This window comes from Rhodobacter capsulatus SB 1003, from assembly GCF_000021865.1.
GTDB lineage: Bacteria > Pseudomonadota > Alphaproteobacteria > Rhodobacterales > Rhodobacteraceae > Rhodobacter > Rhodobacter capsulatus_B.
The window spans coordinates 318,500-336,674 of sequence record NC_014034.1 but is presented as its reverse complement, the minus strand read 5'-3'; the positions used below and the strand labels follow the sequence as shown (position 1 = coordinate 336,674).

The window sequence follows — 18,175 nt, the reverse complement described above, 5'->3', positions numbered from 1 at the left end:
CTTATTTCGGACGCTTGGCGCCGTATTTCGAACGACGCTGGCGACGGTCTTTGACGCCTTGGGTATCCAGCACACCGCGCAGGATGTGGTAACGGACACCCGGAAGGTCTTTCACCCGGCCGCCGCGGATGAGCACGACGGAGTGCTCTTGCAGGTTGTGCTTTTCGCCCGGGATGTAGGAGATGACCTCGAAGCCATTCGTCAGGCGGACCTTGGCCACCTTACGCATAGCGGAGTTCGGTTTCTTCGGCGTCGTGGTGTACACGCGCGTGCACACGCCCCGCTTTTGCGGGCACGACTGAAGGTGCTGCGACTTGCTGCGCTGCACCTTGGGCTGCCGCGGCTTGCGGATCAGCTGCTGGATCGTCGGCATTCGGTTCCCCGTTCTGCTGTCAATACTCGCACCCCTGCGGGTGCGCCACTTCTCGACGACATTCCGCGCCCATCGCGAAACGCCAAAACCGTCCGGGCCACCCGAAGGCTGCCGAACGGGCGATATCCAGAGGAGCGGGCTATGGGACCCGGACCATCACCACTGAAGATCGAACACCGGCGGGCAGGTCTGTCCGCAGGATGGCGGGGCTATAGGGGGTTGCGCCCGCCTTGTCAACCGCGGAGCCCTGCCCCGTCTCCGATGACCGCCTCAGGTGCCCGCCATCAGCTTCTCGATCGTGTCAAAATCGAAGCCGAATTTCTGGCGCAGCAGCACCGCCGCCCGTTTCGGCTCGACCGGCTCCATGCTGCCGGAGAAATGCGGATTCGACTTGTTGTCCCGGTGCAGCGTCCGCAGATAGACGATATCCTGCTGATCCATCCAGGTATTGTGCACCTGCCCCAGGGCGCGGTGGTTGTAGGCATAGATGTTGCCCGCGAAACTCACCGGCGCCAGCAGCGCCGTGCCGATCGACAAGGGCGTGCGTTCGACCGCGCGCTGATAGCTTGTGCCCTTTTTCGAATAGGTCAGATAAAGCCCGCGATTGAAGGAAATGCCGATCGGCTCGTCCTTGTCGGGAATCGCATGAACCTTGGCCGCCAGGCCCCGCAGCGTGGCGATGAAAGTCAGGTTCACCGCATCGTCGTCATCCAGCCGGAAGCTGGTGCGGTGGGTGAACCCCGCGCTCGGCACTTCGGCAAAGGCCTCGCGGATGCCCTGATAATGATTCATCGGCGGCTTTTCGACGATCTGCACGAAGGGCAGCCCCTCAAGCAGCTTGTCGAGCCGCCTGCGCCATGGCTTCGGAAAATCCCGCGCCACCAGAAAGATGCAAGTGAAGTCCGGGTCGGTCTGCGCCTTCAGCGTGGGCAGGCAGATCCCCTCGAACAGGCGGAACCGGCGTTCCAGCCGGGCTTCGTCGAACAGGAAGGCCTTCATGTCCTCGACACTGTCGAAGCCGGGGTAGAAATCGCCGGTGGTGACAAAGGAAAAGCGGATCAACCCGACGATCTGGTTGCGAAAATCTTCCGACAAGACACTGGCTCCCGTTCTGACGGGGGCAGGATTTCCGCTTCGTCCGCAGGGGTCAAGGCAAAAGAAAACCCCCGCGCAGCGGACTGCGCGGGGGCTTTGTTCGGATCAGGCGATCAATCGCGGCTTTCCGGGGTTTCCACCGGGCCGAAATCGTCGTCGCCATAGGCGGTGTCGATCGGCGCCGCCAGAGCCGCGGCATCGATGGCCTCGGCGCGACGGGCTTCGATCACCTTGCTGTCGCGTTCGGCCGCGATCTTGCGCACGCGGGTGGTGGCGCCACCCGTGCCCGCCGGGATCAGACGGCCGACGATCACGTTTTCCTTCAGGCCGACAAGCTTGTCGCGCTTGCCCTGCACCGAGGCTTCGGTCAGCACCCGCGTCGTTTCCTGGAACGAGGCCGCCGAGATGAACGACCGCGTCTGCAGGGACGCCTTGGTGATCCCGAGCAGCACCGGCTCGCCCGTCGCGGCACGGCCGCCGCGGGCTTCGACCTTCGCATTCTCCTCGTCGAACTCCGACTTGTCGATATGCTCGCCCTTGAGAAGCGTGGTGTCGCCGCTGTCGAGGATCTCGATCTTCTGCAGCATCTGCCGCACGATCACCTCGATGTGCTTGTCGTTGATCTTCACGCCCTGCAGCCGGTAGACGTCCTGCACCTCGTCGATGAGATACTCGGCCAAGGCCTCGATCCCCATGATGCGCAAGATGTCATGCGGCGCCGGGTTGCCGTCCATGATGTAGTCGCCCTTCTGCACGAAGTCGCCTTCCTGCACCGGGATGTGCTTGCCTTTCGGCACCATGTATTCGACCGGCTCCAGCCCGTCCTGCGACGGTTCGATGGTGATGCGGCGCTTGTTCTTGTAGTCCTTGCCGAAGCGCACATAGCCATCCAGTTCGGCGATGATCGCGTGATCTTTCGGGCGACGGGCTTCGAACAGTTCCGCCACGCGGGGAAGACCCCCGGTGATGTCCTTGGTCTTGGCGCCTTCGCGCGGGATCCGCGCCACCACGTCCCCGGCCTTCACGTCCTGCCCGTCTTCGATCGACAGAATCGCGTCGACCGACATCGGATAGGTCACCGGGTTGCCCGCATCGTTGCGCACCGGCTCGCCATCGGCATTGACGATGATGATCTCCGGCTTCAGATCGTTGCCCTTCGGCGCCGAGCGCCAGTCGGTCACGATCTTCTGCGTCATGCCGGTGGCTTCGTCGGTCTCTTCGCGCACCGCAATGCCCGAGATCAGGTCGACAAATTTCGCCACACCGGCCTTTTCGGCGATGATCGGCAGGGTGTAGGGGTCCCATTCGAACAGTTTGGTGCCGCGTTTGACCGCGTCGCCATCCTTGACGAAGATCTTCGAGCCGTAGGACAGCTTGTGGCTCGCCCGTTCCTCGCCCTGTTCCGAGACGATCGCCAGCTGCATGTTGCGGCCCATGACGATCTGCTCGCCCGCGTCGTTGATCAGCAGGTTGGCGTTGCGGAACTCGATCTTGCCCTCTTGGCTCGCCTCAAGGAACGATTGCTGACCGCCCTGCGCGATGCCGCCGATGTGGAAGGTCCGCATCGTCAGCTGCGTGCCCGGTTCGCCGATCGACTGCGCCGCGATGATGCCCACCGCTTCGCCCTGGTTCACCAGCGTGCCGCGCGCCAGGTCGCGACCGTAGCAGAGCGCGCAAACGCCCTCTTCGGCCTCGCAGGTCAGCGCCGAGCGGATGCGGATCGACTGGATCGCGTTCTGCTCGATCAGGTCGGCCTTGCGCTCGTCGATCAGCTCGTTCTTGCGCACCAGCACCTCGTCGGTGCCCGGAACCAGAACGTCATCGGCCGCCACGCGGCCCAGCACCCGTTCCGACAGCGGCGCGACGACTTCGCCGTCGTTCACGGCCGCCGAAGCGGTGATCGCGCGTTCGGTGCCGCAATCATGCGAGCGCACGATGCAGTCCTGTGCCACGTCCACCAGACGACGGGTCAGATAGCCCGAGTTCGCCGTCTTGAGCGCGGTATCGGCCAGACCCTTGCGGGCGCCGTGGGTCGAGTTGAAGTATTCAAGAACGGTCAGACCTTCCTTGAAGTTCGAGATGATCGGCGTCTCGATGATCTCGCCCGACGGCTTGGCCATCAGACCGCGCATCCCCCCCAGCTGCTTCATCTGCGCGGGCGACCCCCGCGCCCCGGAGTGGGACATCATGTAGACCGAGTTCGGCTCTTTCTCGGCGCCCGCATCATCGACGCGCACGGCGGAAATTTCCTTCATCATCTCGGCCGCGACGGCATCCGAGCATTTCGACCAGGCATCGACGACCTTGTTGTACTTCTCACCCTGGGTGATCAGACCGTCCATGTATTGCTGTTCGAATTCCTTGACCTGATCGCGCACGGCATCGACGATTTCCCATTTCCGTTCCGGAATGAGCATGTCGTCCTTGCCGAAGGAAATCCCGGCCTTGAAGGCTTCGCGGAAACCCAGACCCATGATCTGGTCACAGAAGATCACCGATTCCTTCTGACCGCAGTAGCGGTAGACGGTGTCGATGACGTTCTGCACGTCCTTCTTCCGCAGCGGGCGGTTCACCAGATCGAAGGGCGCCTTGGCGTTCAGCGGCAGCAGCGCGCCCAGCCGGATCCGGCCCGGGGTGGTGTCGTAGCGCTTCCAGACCTCGTTGCCTTCCTCGTCGATCTGCTTGACGCGGGCCTTCACCTTGGCATGCAGGTGCACGGCGCCCGAGGTCAGCGCATGCTCGACCTCCTCGACCGAGGCGAAGACCATGCCTTCGCCGACCATGCCCTTGCGTTCCATCGTGGTGTAGTAAAGGCCAAGGATCATGTCCTGCGACGGAACGATGATCGGGCTGCCGTTCGCGGGCGACAGCACGTTGTTCGTCGACATCATCAGAACGCGCGCCTCAAGCTGCGCTTCCAGCGACAGCGGCACGTGAACGGCCATCTGGTCGCCGTCGAAGTCGGCGTTGAAAGCCGAGCAGACGAGCGGGTGCAGCTGGATCGCCTTGCCTTCGATCAGCGTCGGCTCGAACGCCTGAATCCCCAGACGGTGCAGCGTCGGCGCGCGGTTCAGCAGCACCGGATGCTCGCGGATCACCTCGTCGAGGATATCCCAGACCTCGGGACGCTCTTTCTCGACCAGTTTCTTCGCCTGTTTCACCGTGCTCGACAGGCCCTTGGCTTCAAGGCGCGAGTAGATGAAGGGCTTGAACAGCTCGAGCGCCATCTTCTTCGGCAGGCCGCATTGATGCAGCTTAAGTTCCGGCCCGGTCACGATGACCGACCGGCCCGAGAAGTCGACGCGCTTGCCGAGCAAGTTCTGACGGAACCGGCCCTGCTTGCCCTTGAGCATGTCGGACAGCGATTTCAGCGGCCGCTTGTTGGTGCCGGTGATCACGCGACCGCGACGGCCGTTGTCGAACAGAGCGTCAACGGCTTCCTGCAGCATCCGCTTTTCGTTGCGCACGATGATATCGGGCGCACGCAGTTCGATCAGCCGTTTCAGACGGTTGTTGCGGTTGATCACGCGACGATAGAGGTCGTTGAGGTCCGAGGTCGCGAAGCGGCCACCATCGAGCGGCACCAGCGGGCGCAGTTCCGGCGGGATGACCGGCAGCACCGTCAGGATCATCCACTCGGGACGGTTCTTCGATTCGAGGAAGCTTTCGACGATCTTCAGCCGCTTGATGATCTTCTTCGGCTTGAGTTCCCCAGTGGCTTCCTTCAGCTCTTCGCGCAGCTGTTCCGCGGTCGCCTCAAGGTCGATCGCCGAGAGCATCTCGCGGATCGCTTCCGCCCCGATATTCGCGGTGAAGGCGTCGGCGCCGAACTGGTCCTGCGCATCCAGATATTCGTCCTCGGTCAAGAGCTGACCATAGGAGAGCTCCGTCAGACCGGGTTCGATCACGACGTAGTTTTCGAAATACAGAATGCGTTCCAGATCCCGCAGCGTCATGTCGAGCATCAGGCCGATGCGCGAGGGCAGCGATTTCAGGAACCAGATGTGGGCGACGGGCGAGGCCAGCTCGATATGGCCCATGCGCTCGCGACGGACCTTTTGCAGCGTGACTTCAACGCCGCATTTCTCGCAGACGACGCCGCGATATTTCATCCGCTTGTATTTGCCGCAGAGGCATTCGTAGTCCTTGATCGGCCCGAAGATGCGGGCGCAGAACAGGCCGTCGCGCTCGGGCTTGAAGGTCCGGTAGTTGATCGTCTCGGGCTTCTTGATCTCGCCATAGGACCACGAGAGGATCCGTTCAGGGCTCGCAAGCGAGATCTTGATCTCGTCAAAGGCCTTCGGCTGCGCCAGCGGGTTGAACGGGTTGTTGTTGGTGATTTCCTGGTTCATCAGATCTTTCCTTGCGTGAGGTCAGAGGGGGGTGGTGAGCGCTTTCGCGCTCACTCTTCCTCCGAATCCAGGAGTTCCATGTTGAGGCCGAGGCCCCGCACTTCCTTGACGAGCACGTTGAACGATTCCGGCACGCCGGCCTCGAAGTTGTCCTCGCCCTTGACGATGCTCTCGTAGACCTTGGTCCGGCCCGCGACGTCGTCCGACTTCACCGTCAGCATCTCCTGCAGGGTATAGGCGGCGCCGTAAGCTTCCAGAGCCCAGACCTCCATCTCCCCCAGACGCTGACCGCCGAACTGCGCCTTGCCGCCCAGCGGTTGCTGGGTGACGAGCGAATACGGCCCGGTCGAACGGGCGTGCATCTTGTCATCGACAAGGTGGTGCAGCTTGAGGAAGTACTTCACGCCCACGGTGACCGGACGGGCGAATTGATCGCCGGTGCGGCCGTCGAAGACGATCGATTGGCCCGACTTGTTGAAGCCCGCGCGGATCAGCGCATCGTTCACATCGGCTTCCTTGGCCCCGTCAAAGACCGGGGTGGCGATCGGCACACCGCCGCGCACATGTTCGGCGCATTCGATGAACCGCTCGTTCTCCATCTCGGCGAAGACGTCCTCGTAGGTCTCGTCGCCATAGCCGTGGCGCATTTCCTCGCGCACCGGGGTCAGGTCGCCGGTGCGACGATAGGCTTTCAGCGCCTCGTCGATCCGGATACCGAGACCACGGCTGGCCCAGCCCATGTGGGTTTCCAGGATCTGCCCGACGTTCATCCGCGACGGCACGCCGAGCGGGTTCAGAACGAGGTCGACCGGGGTGCCATCGGCCAGGAAGGGCATGTCTTCGATCGGAACGACTTTCGAGACCACACCCTTGTTGCCGTGACGACCGGCCATCTTGTCGCCCGCTTGCAGCTTGCGCTTCACCGCGACGAAGACCTTGACCATCTTCATCACGCCGGGGGGCAGATCGTCGCCCTGACGGACTTTCTCCACCTTGTCGTCGAAGCGGTGCTCAAGGGCGCGTTTCTGCGCGTCGAACTGGTCGTTCAGCGCTTCCACTTCCTTGGCATCGGCTTCGTTTTCCAGCGCCAGCTGCCACCACTGGCCACGCGACAGCGACGCCAGCAGCTCTTCGGTGATTTCCGACCCGGCCTTGATCGAGGTGTTCTTCGGCCCTTTGACCGTCACCTTGCCAAGGATCAGCGTTTTCAGACGCGCATAGATGTTGCGTTCCAGAATCGCCATCTCGTCGTCGCGGTCGCGGGCGAGACGTTCGATCTCCTCACGCTCGATCTGCAGCGCGCGCTCGTCCTTGTCCACACCATGACGGTTGAAGACGCGGACTTCGACGATCGTGCCATAGGCGCCCGGCGGCAGACGCAGCGAGGTATCCCGCACGTCCGAGGCCTTTTCACCGAAGATGGCGCGCAGAAGTTTTTCTTCCGGCGTCATCGGGCTTTCGCCCTTCGGCGTGATCTTGCCCACAAGGATATCGCCCGGACCGACTTCGGCGCCGATATAGACGATGCCCGCCTCGTCGAGGTTGCGCAGCGCTTCCTCGCCGACGTTCGGGATATCGCGGGTGATCTCCTCCGGCCCGAGTTTCGTGTCGCGCGCCGCCACTTCGTATTCCTCGATATGGATCGAGGTGAACACGTCATCGCGGTGGATGCGTTCCGAAATCAGGATGGAGTCTTCGTAGTTGTAGCCGTTCCAGGGCATGAAGGCGACGACCACGTTGCGCCCCAGCGCCAGTTCGCCCTGATCGGTCGAGGGACCGTCGGCCACGACCTGACCCTTGGCAACGATGTCGCCCACCTTGACGATCGGACGCTGGTTGATCGTCGAGGACTGGTTCGAGCGTTTGAACTTGCGCAGACGATAGATGTCGACGCCCGCGTCGCCCATGCCGATGTCTTCATTGGCGCGGATAACGATCCGGCTCGCATCGACCTGATCCACGATCCCGCCGCGGCGGGCCATGATCGCGGCCCCCGAATCGCGCGCCACCGTGGCTTCCATGCCGGTGCCGACGAACGGCGCCTCGTTGCGCAGAAGCGGAACCGCCTGACGTTGCATGTTCGAACCCATGAGGGCGCGGTTGGCGTCGTCGTTTTCAAGGAAGGGGATCAGCGCCGCGGCGACCGAAACCAGCTGTTTCGGCGACACGTCGATCAGGTCCACGGCTTCCACCGGGTTGAGCATGAATTCGCCGGCCTGACGGGTCGAGACCAGATCGTTCACGAACTTGCCGTTCTCGTCGAGCGTGGCGTTCGCCTGCGCGATCGTGTGGCGCATCTCTTCGGTGGCCGACATGTAGACGACTTCGTCGGTCACCTGGCCATCGTGGACCTTGCGATAGGGGGTCTCGATGAAGCCGTATTTGTTGACGCGCGCGAAAGTGGCCAACGAGTTGATCAGACCGATGTTCTGACCTTCGGGCGTCTCAATGGGGCACATCCGGCCGTAGTGGGTCGGGTGAACGTCGCGCACTTCGAAGCCCGCGCGTTCGCGGGTCAGACCGCCCGGCCCGAGCGCCGAAAGACGCCGCTTGTGCGTGACTTCCGACAGCGGGTTGGTCTGGTCCATGAACAGCGACAGCTGCGAGGAGCCGAAGAATTCGCGCACCGCGGCCGCGGCCGGTTTCGCGTTGATCAGGTCCTGCGGCATCACCGTGTCGATCTCGACCGAGGACATGCGTTCCTTGATCGCCCGTTCCATGCGCAGAAGGCCGACGCGATACTGGTTTTCCATCAGCTCGCCGACCGAGCGCACGCGGCGGTTGCCGAGGTGGTCGATGTCGTCGATCTCGCCCTTGCCGTCGCGCAGCTCCACCAGACCCTTGATGCAGGCGATGATGTCGGCGCGGCGCAGGGTGCGCTGGGTGTCCGGCGCATCCAGATCCAGACGCATGTTCATCTTCACCCGGCCCACGGCCGAGAGGTCATAGCGTTCCGAATCGAAGAAAAGCGTGTCGAACATCGAGCTTGCGGCTTCGACGGTCGGCGGTTCCCCCGGACGCATGACGCGGTAGATGTCCATCAGCGCGCCGTCGCGGCCCATGTTCTTGTCCGCCGCCATCGTGTTGCGGATGTAGGGGCCGACGTTGATGTTGTCGATGTCGAGACAGGGGATCTCGGTGATGCCGTTGTCCAGAAGCGTCTTCACCGAACCGCCGACCAGTTGGCCGTCACGGTCGTATTCCGCCGTCAGCTCGTCGCCCGCTTCGATGTAGATGTAGCCGGTGCGCTCGTTGATGATGTCCTTGGCGCAGTAGCGGCCGAGGATGTGGTCGAACGGCAAGAGCAGTTCGGTCACCTTGGCTTCATCAAGCCATTTCTTCACCATCCGCGGCGTGACCTTTTCGCCCGCCTTCAGGATCACTTCGCCCGAAGCGGCGTCGATCAGGTCATAGGTCGGACGGGTGCCGCGCACCCGCTCGGGGAAGAATTTCGACACCCAGCCGCGTTTGCCCTCGGCGCGGAAGGTGACGGTGTTGTAATAGGCATCCATGATGCCTTCCTGATCGAGGCCGAGCGCATAAAGCAGCGTCGTCACCGGCAGCTTGCGGCGACGGTCGATGCGCGCGAACACCAGATCCTTGGCGTCGAATTCGAAATCCAGCCACGAGCCGCGATAGGGAATGATCCGGCAGGCGAACAGAAGCTTGCCCGAGGAATGGGTCTTGCCGCGGTCATGGTCGAAGAACACACCGGGCGAGCGGTGCATCTGCGACACGATCACGCGTTCGGTGCCGTTGACGATGAAGGTCCCGTTCGGCGTCATCAGGGGCATGTCGCCCATGTAGACGTCCTGTTCCTTGATGTCCTTGACCGACCGCGCCCCGGTGGTTTCATCGACATCGAACACGATCAGACGCAGCGTCACCTTGAGCGGCGCCGAATAGGTCAGGTCGCGGCTCATGCATTCGTCGACGTCGTATTTCGGCTTTTCGAGCTCGTATTTCACGAATTCGAGGATCGCGTTGTCATTGAAGTCCTTGATCGGGAAGACCGACTGGAAGACGCCCTGAATGCCCTCGCCGTCCAGCGGCCGATCGGCATCGCCCGAGCGCAGGAACAGGTCGTAGGAGGCCTTCTGAACCTCGATGAGGTTCGGCATTTCCAGAACTTCGCGGATTTTGCCGTAGTAGCGGCGGATACGCTTCTGACCAACGTAAGCTTGAGCCATGCTCGTCGTGACCTTTCGTCTCTTCGCGGGTGTGCATCGTCGGGGCCCGATGCACGCCGCTTGCGAATGGGAGGCGGTTCCATACCTGCCTTCCGTCCCACCGGAAGGCTCCCGAACCGACCCTGCCTTGGGAAAGGGTTTCGCAAAACCCCTTGCCGAGACGGGCATGGCTGGGCTCGGGGAAACCCCGAACCCAGCCTGAAGTCATCTGGTCGGATGCAACAGCACCCTGCCCGATTACTTGAGCTCGACCTTGGCGCCAGCCGCTTCGAGCTTTTTCTTGATGTCTTCGGCTTCGGCTTTCGCCGCAGCTTCTTTGACTTTGCCGCCGGCCTCGACGAGGTCTTTGGCTTCTTTCAGGCCCAGGCCGGTGATGGCGCGGACTTCTTTGATCACGTTGATCTTGTTCGCACCGGCGTCGACGAGGACGACGTCGAACTCGGTTTTTTCTTCCGCGGCTTCAGCCGGGCCAGCAGCCGGGCCAGCCATGACGACGGCGCCACCGGCGGCCGGTTCGATGCCATACTCGTCCTTGAGGATGGTTTTCAGTTCTTGGGCCTGCAGCAGCGTCAGGTTGACGATTTGCTCGGCAAGGGCTTTAAGATCGGCCATTTTTCCGTTCCATTCTGATATAGGGTTGATCCGACGTCGAGGTCTCCCGACGAAGGCAAGATGTTGCGTCAGGCGGCTTCCCGCTCCTCAAGAGTCTTGAGGATGCCCGCGATGTTCGAAGCAGGCGCGCCAATGGCACCGGCGATGTTCGAAGCAGGCGCCCCGATGCACGACGCGATCTGAGCGATGAGCTCTTCGCGCGACGGCATGGCGGCGACGGCTTTGACACCGGCCTTGTCCAGAGCGTCCTTGCCCATGGCCCCGCCAAGAATGTCGAACTTGTCGTTCGTCTTGGCATAGGCTTCCGCGACCTTGGCCGCAGCCACCGGGTCCTCGGAATAGGCAAGAACGGTCATCCCCGTCAGAAGTTTGGCCATGCTTTCGCAGGGCTTGCCTTCCAGGGCGATCTTGGCGAGCGTGTTCTTGGCAACGCGCACGGACCCACCCACGTCACGCATTTTCGCGCGCAGGTCCTGCATCTGAGCAACCGTCATGCCTTCGTAGCGGGCAACCACCACGACGCCAGAGCTTTCGAAGATCTGGCCGAGTTCCTCGACCACTTTCTCTTTTTGGGCTCTATCCACGGTTACACTCCAAGTGTGGGGGTTTCCCCCCGGCTCTGTTTCCTACGGGCGCATGCCCGCAGGTCGGGTCCGATCGGTTCCCGAGAGATCGCCCGAGGCAGCAGCCCCGGAAATTCTCGTTCCCCATCTCGGGAAGGACTTACGGGGGAGACCCCCACCCTCCGTCTCGGACAGGACGGGGCTTTTGCAAGCCCCGTCATTCGCCGGTTTCCCGGCAAATTCTCAGCGGGCCGCGGCCGAGGTCAGATCGACCGTCACGCCCGGACCCATGGTCGAGGACAGCGACACCTTTTTCAGATAGGTGCCCTTGGCGCCCGCCGGTTTGGCTTTCGACACCGCGTCGACAAAGGCACGGACGTTGTCCGCCAGCTTGTCCTCGGCGAACGAGACCTTGCCGATGCCGCCGTGGATCACGCCGGCCTTTTCGACCTTGAACTGCACTTCGCCGCCCTTGGCCGCTTCGATCGCCGTTTTCACGTCCATCGTCACGGTGCCGACTTTCGGGTTCGGCATCAGGTTGCGCGGCCCGAGGATTTTCCCCAGACGGCCGACGAGCGGCATCATGTCCGGGGTGGCGATGCAGCGATCGAAATCGATCTTGCCCTGCTGGATGGTTTCCATCAGGTCTTCCGCACCGACGATGTCGGCCCCGGCGGCTTTCGCCTCGTCAGCCTTGGCGCCGCGCGCGAAAACGGCGACGCGGACGGTCTTGCCCGTGCCGTGCGGCAGCTGCACCACGCCGCGGACCATCTGGTCGGCGTGACGCGGGTCGACGCCCAGGTTCATCGCGATTTCAAGCGTTTCGTCGAACTTGGCCGAAGCCGCCGACTTGATCAGCTTGACGGCCTCTTCAACCGAAAGGTTGGCCTTGCCTTCGAAAGCGGTCCGCGCAGCGGCCGAACGTTTACCGATCTTGGCCATGGCTTACCCCTTCACGTCGATGCCGACGGACTTCGCCGAGCCGAGGATGATGTTGATGGCGCCCTGAATGTCGTTGGCGTTCAGGTCTTTCATCTTGGCTTCGGCAATCGCCTTCACCTGCGCGGCGGTCACGGTGCCCGCGACGACATGGCCCGGCTTGACCGACCCTTTCGGACGGTTGCGCTTGCCCACCGGCTTCAGGCCGGCCGCTTTCTTCAGCATGAACGAAGCCGGAGCGGTCTTCGTTTCAAAGGTGAAGCTCTTGTCGGCGTAATAGGTGATGATGCACGGAACCGGCGATTCCGGCTCCAGTTCCTGCGTGCGGGCGTTGAACGCCTTGCAGAATTCCATGATGTTGATCCCGCGCTGACCCAGCGCCGGACCGATCGGCGGGGAGGGAGTGGCTTTCCCCGCCTTCACTTGCAGCTTCAGCTGCCCGATGACTTTCTTGGCCATGTGGCCCTCTCCTTTTCACTGCCGCCCCACCATGGGGCGAAGTTTAGTGGTCAGGCGGTCGCCCGCCTCCCACGCATCCCCTCAGGCGGTTTTCGACACCTGAGTGAATTCCAGCTCGACCGGCGTCGGCCGACCAAAGATCGACACCGTGACCTTGAGGCGGCCCGCGGCGTCGTCCACTTCCTCGACCATGCCCGAGAAGCCCTCGAACGGGCCGTCGGTCACGGAAACATTCTCGCCGATCTCGAAGCGAATCAGGTTGCGCGGCGCGACGACTTCGCCGGTCGGGCCCTGACGGTTCAGGATCGTGTTCACCTCGCTGTCCCGCATCGGCGTCGGCTTGCCCTGCGGACCCAGGAAGCCGGTGACGCGGTTGATCGAGGTGATCGCGTGATAGCCGCGGTCGGTCATGTCCATGCGCACCAGCACGTAGCCGGGCATGAAACGCCGCTCCGACGTGACCTTCTTGCCGCGGCGGATCTCGATCACTTCTTCGGTGGGAACCAGAACTTCCTCGATCTCGTCCCCCAGGCCCTTGTCGATCACGGCCTGTTTGATCTGCTCGGCCACCTTCTTCTCGAAGTTCGAGAGAACGGAAACCGAATACCACCGCTTCGCCATCAACCTGCCTCTTTCCCCCCGGCGGCGAGCGCCGAAAATTTTGTCTGATCAACGGTCTTGCCGTTGCTCACTCAACAAAGAACGGCGCGCATCATTCGAATCGATGCACGCCGGTTCTTGAGTGTCGTGCCCGTTTAGCCTTGCCCGCCCCGTATTTCAAGGGCTTCGATGGCCTCAGATGAACATTGCCTTGATCCCGAGGTTGATCACCCAATCCACGAGGGAAAAGAAGATCGCCGCCACCATCGCCATGGTCAGCACCATGACGGTGGTCAAAACGACCTCGCGCCGGGTCGGCCAGGTGATCTTGCCAACTTCCGAGCGCACCTGGCTCAGGAACTGGATCGGGTTTGCCATGCTGCTTCCTCTCATGCGACGGCGCCGGGATACGCGCAGATGCGGCAGAATTCAAGCGCGTTGCGCGGTTCCGCCCGACACCGAAACGAACCCGCAGCCTGCGGCGTGATCCGATTTCAGCAAGTGAAGGATGGCAGGAGTTGGGGGACTCGAACCCACGACCCTCGGTTTTGGAGACCGATGCTCTACCAACTGAGCTAAACTCCTGTGCCTGCCGCGTCACTACATATCTTGTGCGGGGCCGTCAAGCGGGTGCCGGCGATCTGCGCACAGTTCCCGCGGTCCAATTCGACGCAGCCCCGCGGGCGGCGCCGCAACTCCTGCTTCCCAAAAGCGCGTTTTTCCTGTAAGGGCGCACAATCTGCGACGTGAGCCCAATCCCCCCGGGCGCATGCGAAGGATTGGGGGGCGGCGGCAATGGGGCCGCCATATGCCGGGAGACATGGGAAGGTCCCATGCGTGCTCCCAGACAGGAAACGCTGATGTTCAACGTTACGAAAAAATCGATCCAGTGGGGCGGCGAAACGCTGACGCTGGAAACGGGCAAGGTTGCCCGTCAGGCCGACGGCTCGGTCATCGCCACTCTGGGCGAAACCTCGGTCATGGCCAACGTCACCTTCGCCAAAGAGGCGAAGCCGGGGCAGGATTTCTTCCCGCTGACCGTGCATTATCAGGAAAAATACTACGCCGCCGGCAAGATCCCCGGCGGGTTCTTCAAACGCGAGGCGCGTCCTTCGGAAAAGGAAACGCTGGTCTCGCGTCTGATCGACCGTCCCTGCCGTCCGCTCTTCGTCCCGGGCTTCAAGAACGAAGTGCTGGTGATGGCCACCGTTCTGTCCTGCGATCTGGTGAACGATCCCGACATCGTCGCGATGATCGCCGCCTCGGCCGCGCTGACGATCTCGGGCGTGCCCTTCATGGGCCCGATCGGCGCCGCGCGCGTGGGCTTTGCCCATGGCGCCTATGTGCTGAACCCGGCCATGGACGACATGACCAAGCTGCGCGACAACCCCGAGCAGCGTCTGGATCTGGTCATCGCGGGCACGAAAGACGCCGTGATGATGGTCGAATCCGAAGCCTATGAGCTGACCGAAGACGAGATGCTCGGCGCGGTCAAGTTCGGCCACGAACAGATGCAGCCGGTGATCGATCTGATCATCGCGCTGGCCGAAGATGCCGCGAAAGAGCCCTTCCATTTCGATCCGCCGGATTACTCGGCGCTGCTCGACCGGGTGAAAGCCGCGGGCGAGGCCGAAATGCGCGCCGCCTTCGCGCTGCGCGACAAGCAGGAACGCTCGAACGCGATCTCGGCCACGGTCGATCTGATCAAGTCGAAGCTTTCGGAAGAAGATCTGGCCGACATCAACCTCGGCTCGGCGATCAAGGCGCTGGAATCGGGCATCCTGCGCGGCGACATCATCAACGGTGGCGCCCGCATCGACGGCCGCGACAACAAGACCGTCCGTCCGATCGTGGCGGAAGTCGGCATCCTGCCGCGCACCCATGGCTCGGCGCTGTTCACCCGCGGCGAAACCCAGGGTCTGGTCGTGACCACGCTCGGCACCGGCGATGACGAACAGATCATCGACGCGCTGAACGGCAACTTCCGCTCCAACTTCCTGCTGCATTACAACTTCCCGCCCTATTCGGTCGGCGAAGTGGGTCGCGTCGGCAGCCCCGGCCGCCGCGAGATCGGCCACGGCAAGCTGGCCTGGCGCGCGCTGCAGGCGGTGCTTCCGGCGCCGACCGACTTCCCCTACACGATCCGCGTCGTCTCCGAGATCACCGAATCGAACGGCTCGTCCTCGATGGCGTCGGTCTGCGGCGGCTCGCTCTCGATGATGGACGCCGGTGTGCCGCTGAAAGCCCCGGTGGCCGGTGTGGCCATGGGTCTGATCCTGGAAAGTGACGGCCGCTGGGCGGTTCTGACCGACATCCTCGGTGACGAAGACCACCTGGGCGACATGGACTTCAAGGTGGCGGGGACCGAAAACGGCATCACCTCGCTGCAGATGGACATCAAGGTCGCGGGCATCACCCCCGAGATCATGCAGCAGGCGCTGGCGCAGGCGAAAGACGGCCGGATGCACATCCTGGGCGAGATGTCGAAGGCCCTCTCGGCCGGTCGTCAGGAATTCTCGGCCCATGCGCCGCGGATCGAGACGATGCAGATCCCGACCGACAAGATCCGCGAAGTGATCGGCTCGGGCGGCAAGGTGATCCGCGAGATCGTCGAGGTCTCGGGCGCCAAGGTCGACATCAACGACGACGGCGTGATCAAGATCGCCTCGGCCAATGCCGAAGCCATCAAGAAGGCCTATGACATGATCTATTCGATCGTGGCCGAGCCGGAAGAGGGCAAGATCTACCGCGGCAAGGTGGTGAAGCTGGTCGATTTCGGCGCCTTCGTGAACTTCTTCGGCAAGCGCGACGGTCTGGTCCATGTCTCGCAAATCGCGGGCAAGCGTCTGAACCACCCGAACGAGGCGCTGAAGGAAGGTCAGGAAGTCTGGGTCAAGCTGCTGGGCTTCGACGATCGCGGCAAGGTGCGCCTTGGCATGAAGATGGTCGATCAGGAGACCGGCGCGGAACTGCCGCCGGAAACCAAGGCCAAGGACGAACAGCCCGAGGGCTGATCGTATCACGGAAACGGCAAAGCCCCCGCAACCGCGGGGGCTTTTGCTTTTCGGCCCCTTGGCCGGGGGCTTAACGCCCGTAGACGGTATGGCGGGCCAGATCGCGGGCATTGTGGCGCGACAGGCCAAGGTCGAACCAGTCGGCATCGGTCATGCGGTCGAATTCGGCCATCAGCGCGACATAGGCACGGTGTTGCGCCCGGGCCTGACGCAGCTGCGCCACGGCGCGGGCAAGGACATCAAGCAGGGCAAGCGGGCGGGGCTGGGACAGCGCAGAAGCGAGGGGCATCTTTTCGTCTTTCGGAACCGGCAGGACCATCCCGCCGTTACCGATAACCTGCGCCTGATGCTGCATTTGCACAATCCGGGGATTGGGCAATGCCGCGATGCCGAAACTGCATGACTGGTAAGATTTGGTTACCACCTGCCGGAAATAATTTGATCAAATTTTCCGGCAGGTGGCTTGTCACGCCGCCCCGCCCCTGTCACGCTGGCCCGGACAAGGGAGACTGCCATGATCGAGAAACGCCACTTCTACATCGACGGGACATGGGTCGGCCCGCATCAGCCGCGCGACCATGCCGTGATCGACCCCTCCACCGAAGAGCCCTGCGCGGTGATCTCGCTCGGCGACCGGGCGGATACGGATGCGGCGGTGGCCGCCGCCCTGCGCGCGGGGCCCGGCTGGGCCGCGACGCCGCCCGCCGCGCGTCTGGCGACGGTCGAACGCCTGCTGGCGATCTATCAATCCCGCGCCGAGGAGATGGCGCAGGCGATGAGCCTCGAGATGGGCGCACCGATCGATTTCGCCCGCGACAGCCAGGTGGGCGCAGGCATCTGGCACATTTCGAATTTCATCCGGGCGGCGAAAGACTTCGAATGGCTGCATCCGCTCGGCGACGGCACGCCGGGGGCGATGATCGCCTATGAGCCCGTCGGCGTCGTCGGTCTGATCACGCCCTGGAACTGGCCGATGAATCAGGTGACGCTGAAGGTCGTTCCGGCGCTGCTCGCCGGTTGCACGATGGTTCTGAAACCATCGGAAGAGGCGCCGCTCTCCTCGCTGCTCTTTGCGGAATTCGTGCACGCGGCGGGGGTGCCCGCGGGCGTCTTCAACCTGGTGAACGGCGACGGCGCGGGCGTGGGCACGCAGCTTTCGACGCATCCGGATGTGGAAATGATCTCCTTCACCGGCTCGACCCGGGCGGGCAAGGCGATCAGTCAAGCCGCTGCAGCGACGCTGAAACGGGTCTGTCTGGAACTGGGCGGCAAGGGGGCGAATCTGGTCTTTGCCGATGCCGACGACACCGCCATCGCCCGCGGCGTGCGGCATTGCATGAACAACTCCGGCCAAAGCTGCAACGCGCCGACGCGGATGCTGGTCGAACGCCCGCTTTACGACCGCGCCGTGCAGATCGCCGCCGAGGTCGCCGCCGCGATCAAGGTCGCCCCGGCGCAGGCCCCCGGCCGCCACATCGGCCCGGTGGTGAACGCGGCGCAATTCGACAAGATCCAGTCCCTGATCGAAACCGGGATCAAGGAAGGCGCCCGTCTGGTCGCGGGCGGCCTTGGCCGCCCCGAGGGGCTGAACAAGGGCTTCTTCATCCGCCCGACGGTCTTTGCCGATGTCACGCCCGAAATGACCGTGATGCGCGAGGAAATCTTCGGCCCGGTGCTTTCGATCATGCCCTTCGACACCGAGGAAGAGGCCGTCGCCATCGCCAATGCCACGCCCTATGGCCTGACCAATTACGTGCAGTCGCAAGACAGCGCCCGGCGCAACCGGCTGGCACGGCTGCTGCGCTCGGGCATGGTCGAGATGAACGGCCAAAGCCGCGGCGCCGGGGCGCCTTTCGGGGGCGTCCGCGCCTCGGGCCGCGCCCGCGAGGGCGGCCGCTGGGGCATCGAGGAATTCTGCGAGGTGAAATCGATCTCGGGCTGGGCGGACTGAGCCCCCCCGAACCGGCCCCTTTCATCT

The 18,175-nt window shown here is 63.1% G+C and carries 13 protein-coding genes and 1 tRNA gene; 2 read left to right on the top strand and 12 right to left on the bottom strand.

Features of this window, described 5'->3' with window-relative positions:
• Nucleotide 1: 1 nt before the first annotated feature.
• The 11 genes from rpsL to RCAP_RS01465 form a co-directional block, all read right to left on the bottom strand.
• Complete coding sequence (gene rpsL, locus RCAP_RS01515; protein ID WP_010399029.1) at nt 2–373, bottom strand: 30S ribosomal protein S12; 372 nt, start codon at nt 371–373, stop codon at nt 2–4.
• Nucleotides 374–643: 270 nt separating this feature from the next.
• Nucleotides 644–1,468, bottom strand: a complete 825-nt coding sequence (locus RCAP_RS01510; RefSeq protein WP_013066040.1) for a glycosyltransferase — start codon at nt 1,466–1,468, stop codon at nt 644–646.
• A gap of 113 nt (nt 1,469–1,581) precedes the next feature.
• On the bottom strand, nt 1,582–5,820 hold the full coding sequence (gene rpoC, locus RCAP_RS01505; protein ID WP_013066039.1) for a DNA-directed RNA polymerase subunit beta': 4,239 nt from the start codon (nt 5,818–5,820) through the stop codon (nt 1,582–1,584).
• 50 nt (nt 5,821–5,870) lie between these two features.
• Nucleotides 5,871–10,010 (bottom strand): DNA-directed RNA polymerase subunit beta, encoded by a 4,140-nt coding sequence (rpoB, locus tag RCAP_RS01500; RefSeq protein WP_013066038.1) that lies wholly within the window; start codon nt 10,008–10,010, stop codon nt 5,871–5,873.
• A gap of 237 nt (nt 10,011–10,247) precedes the next feature.
• Complete coding sequence (rplL, locus tag RCAP_RS01495) at nt 10,248–10,622, bottom strand: 50S ribosomal protein L7/L12 (protein ID WP_013066037.1); 375 nt, start codon at nt 10,620–10,622, stop codon at nt 10,248–10,250.
• Nucleotides 10,623–10,690: 68 nt separating this feature from the next.
• Nucleotides 10,691–11,206, bottom strand: a complete 516-nt coding sequence (rplJ, locus tag RCAP_RS01490; protein WP_013066036.1) for a 50S ribosomal protein L10 — start codon at nt 11,204–11,206, stop codon at nt 10,691–10,693.
• A gap of 222 nt (nt 11,207–11,428) precedes the next feature.
• Entirely contained in the window at nt 11,429–12,127 is a 699-nt protein-coding gene (gene rplA / locus RCAP_RS01485) for a 50S ribosomal protein L1 (RefSeq protein ID WP_013066035.1), read from the bottom strand.
• A gap of 3 nt (nt 12,128–12,130) precedes the next feature.
• Nucleotides 12,131–12,583, bottom strand: a complete 453-nt coding sequence (gene rplK, locus RCAP_RS01480; RefSeq protein ID WP_013066034.1) for a 50S ribosomal protein L11 — start codon at nt 12,581–12,583, stop codon at nt 12,131–12,133.
• A gap of 81 nt (nt 12,584–12,664) precedes the next feature.
• Nucleotides 12,665–13,204, bottom strand: a complete 540-nt coding sequence (gene nusG / locus RCAP_RS01475; RefSeq protein WP_013066033.1) for a transcription termination/antitermination protein NusG — start codon at nt 13,202–13,204, stop codon at nt 12,665–12,667.
• A 174-nt stretch (nt 13,205–13,378) separates the two neighbouring features.
• Nucleotides 13,379–13,561: a preprotein translocase subunit SecE gene (gene secE / locus RCAP_RS01470; protein WP_013066032.1), complete on the bottom strand. Its 183-nt coding sequence runs from the start codon at nt 13,559–13,561 to the stop codon at nt 13,379–13,381.
• A 131-nt stretch (nt 13,562–13,692) separates the two neighbouring features.
• Nucleotides 13,693–13,768, bottom strand: a tRNA-Trp gene (locus RCAP_RS01465).
• Between the two features lie 275 nt (nt 13,769–14,043).
• Here RCAP_RS01465 and pnp point away from each other — a divergent pair.
• Nucleotides 14,044–16,197 carry a polyribonucleotide nucleotidyltransferase gene (gene pnp, locus RCAP_RS01460; protein ID WP_013066031.1) on the top strand — a complete coding sequence of 718 codons (2,154 nt, stop codon included), beginning with the start codon at nt 14,044–14,046 and terminating at the stop codon, nt 16,195–16,197.
• A gap of 70 nt (nt 16,198–16,267) precedes the next feature.
• Here pnp and RCAP_RS01455 read toward each other — a convergent pair whose 3' ends face one another.
• Nucleotides 16,268–16,486 carry a hypothetical protein gene (locus RCAP_RS01455; RefSeq protein WP_013066030.1) on the bottom strand — a complete coding sequence of 73 codons (219 nt, stop codon included), beginning with the start codon at nt 16,484–16,486 and terminating at the stop codon, nt 16,268–16,270.
• Nucleotides 16,487–16,711: 225 nt separating this feature from the next.
• Between RCAP_RS01455 and RCAP_RS01450 the strand changes: the two genes are divergently transcribed.
• Nucleotides 16,712–18,148, top strand: coding sequence for an aldehyde dehydrogenase family protein (locus tag RCAP_RS01450; RefSeq protein ID WP_013066029.1), 1,437 nt, complete (start codon nt 16,712–16,714; stop codon nt 18,146–18,148).
• Nucleotides 18,149–18,175: the final 27 nt, after the last annotated feature.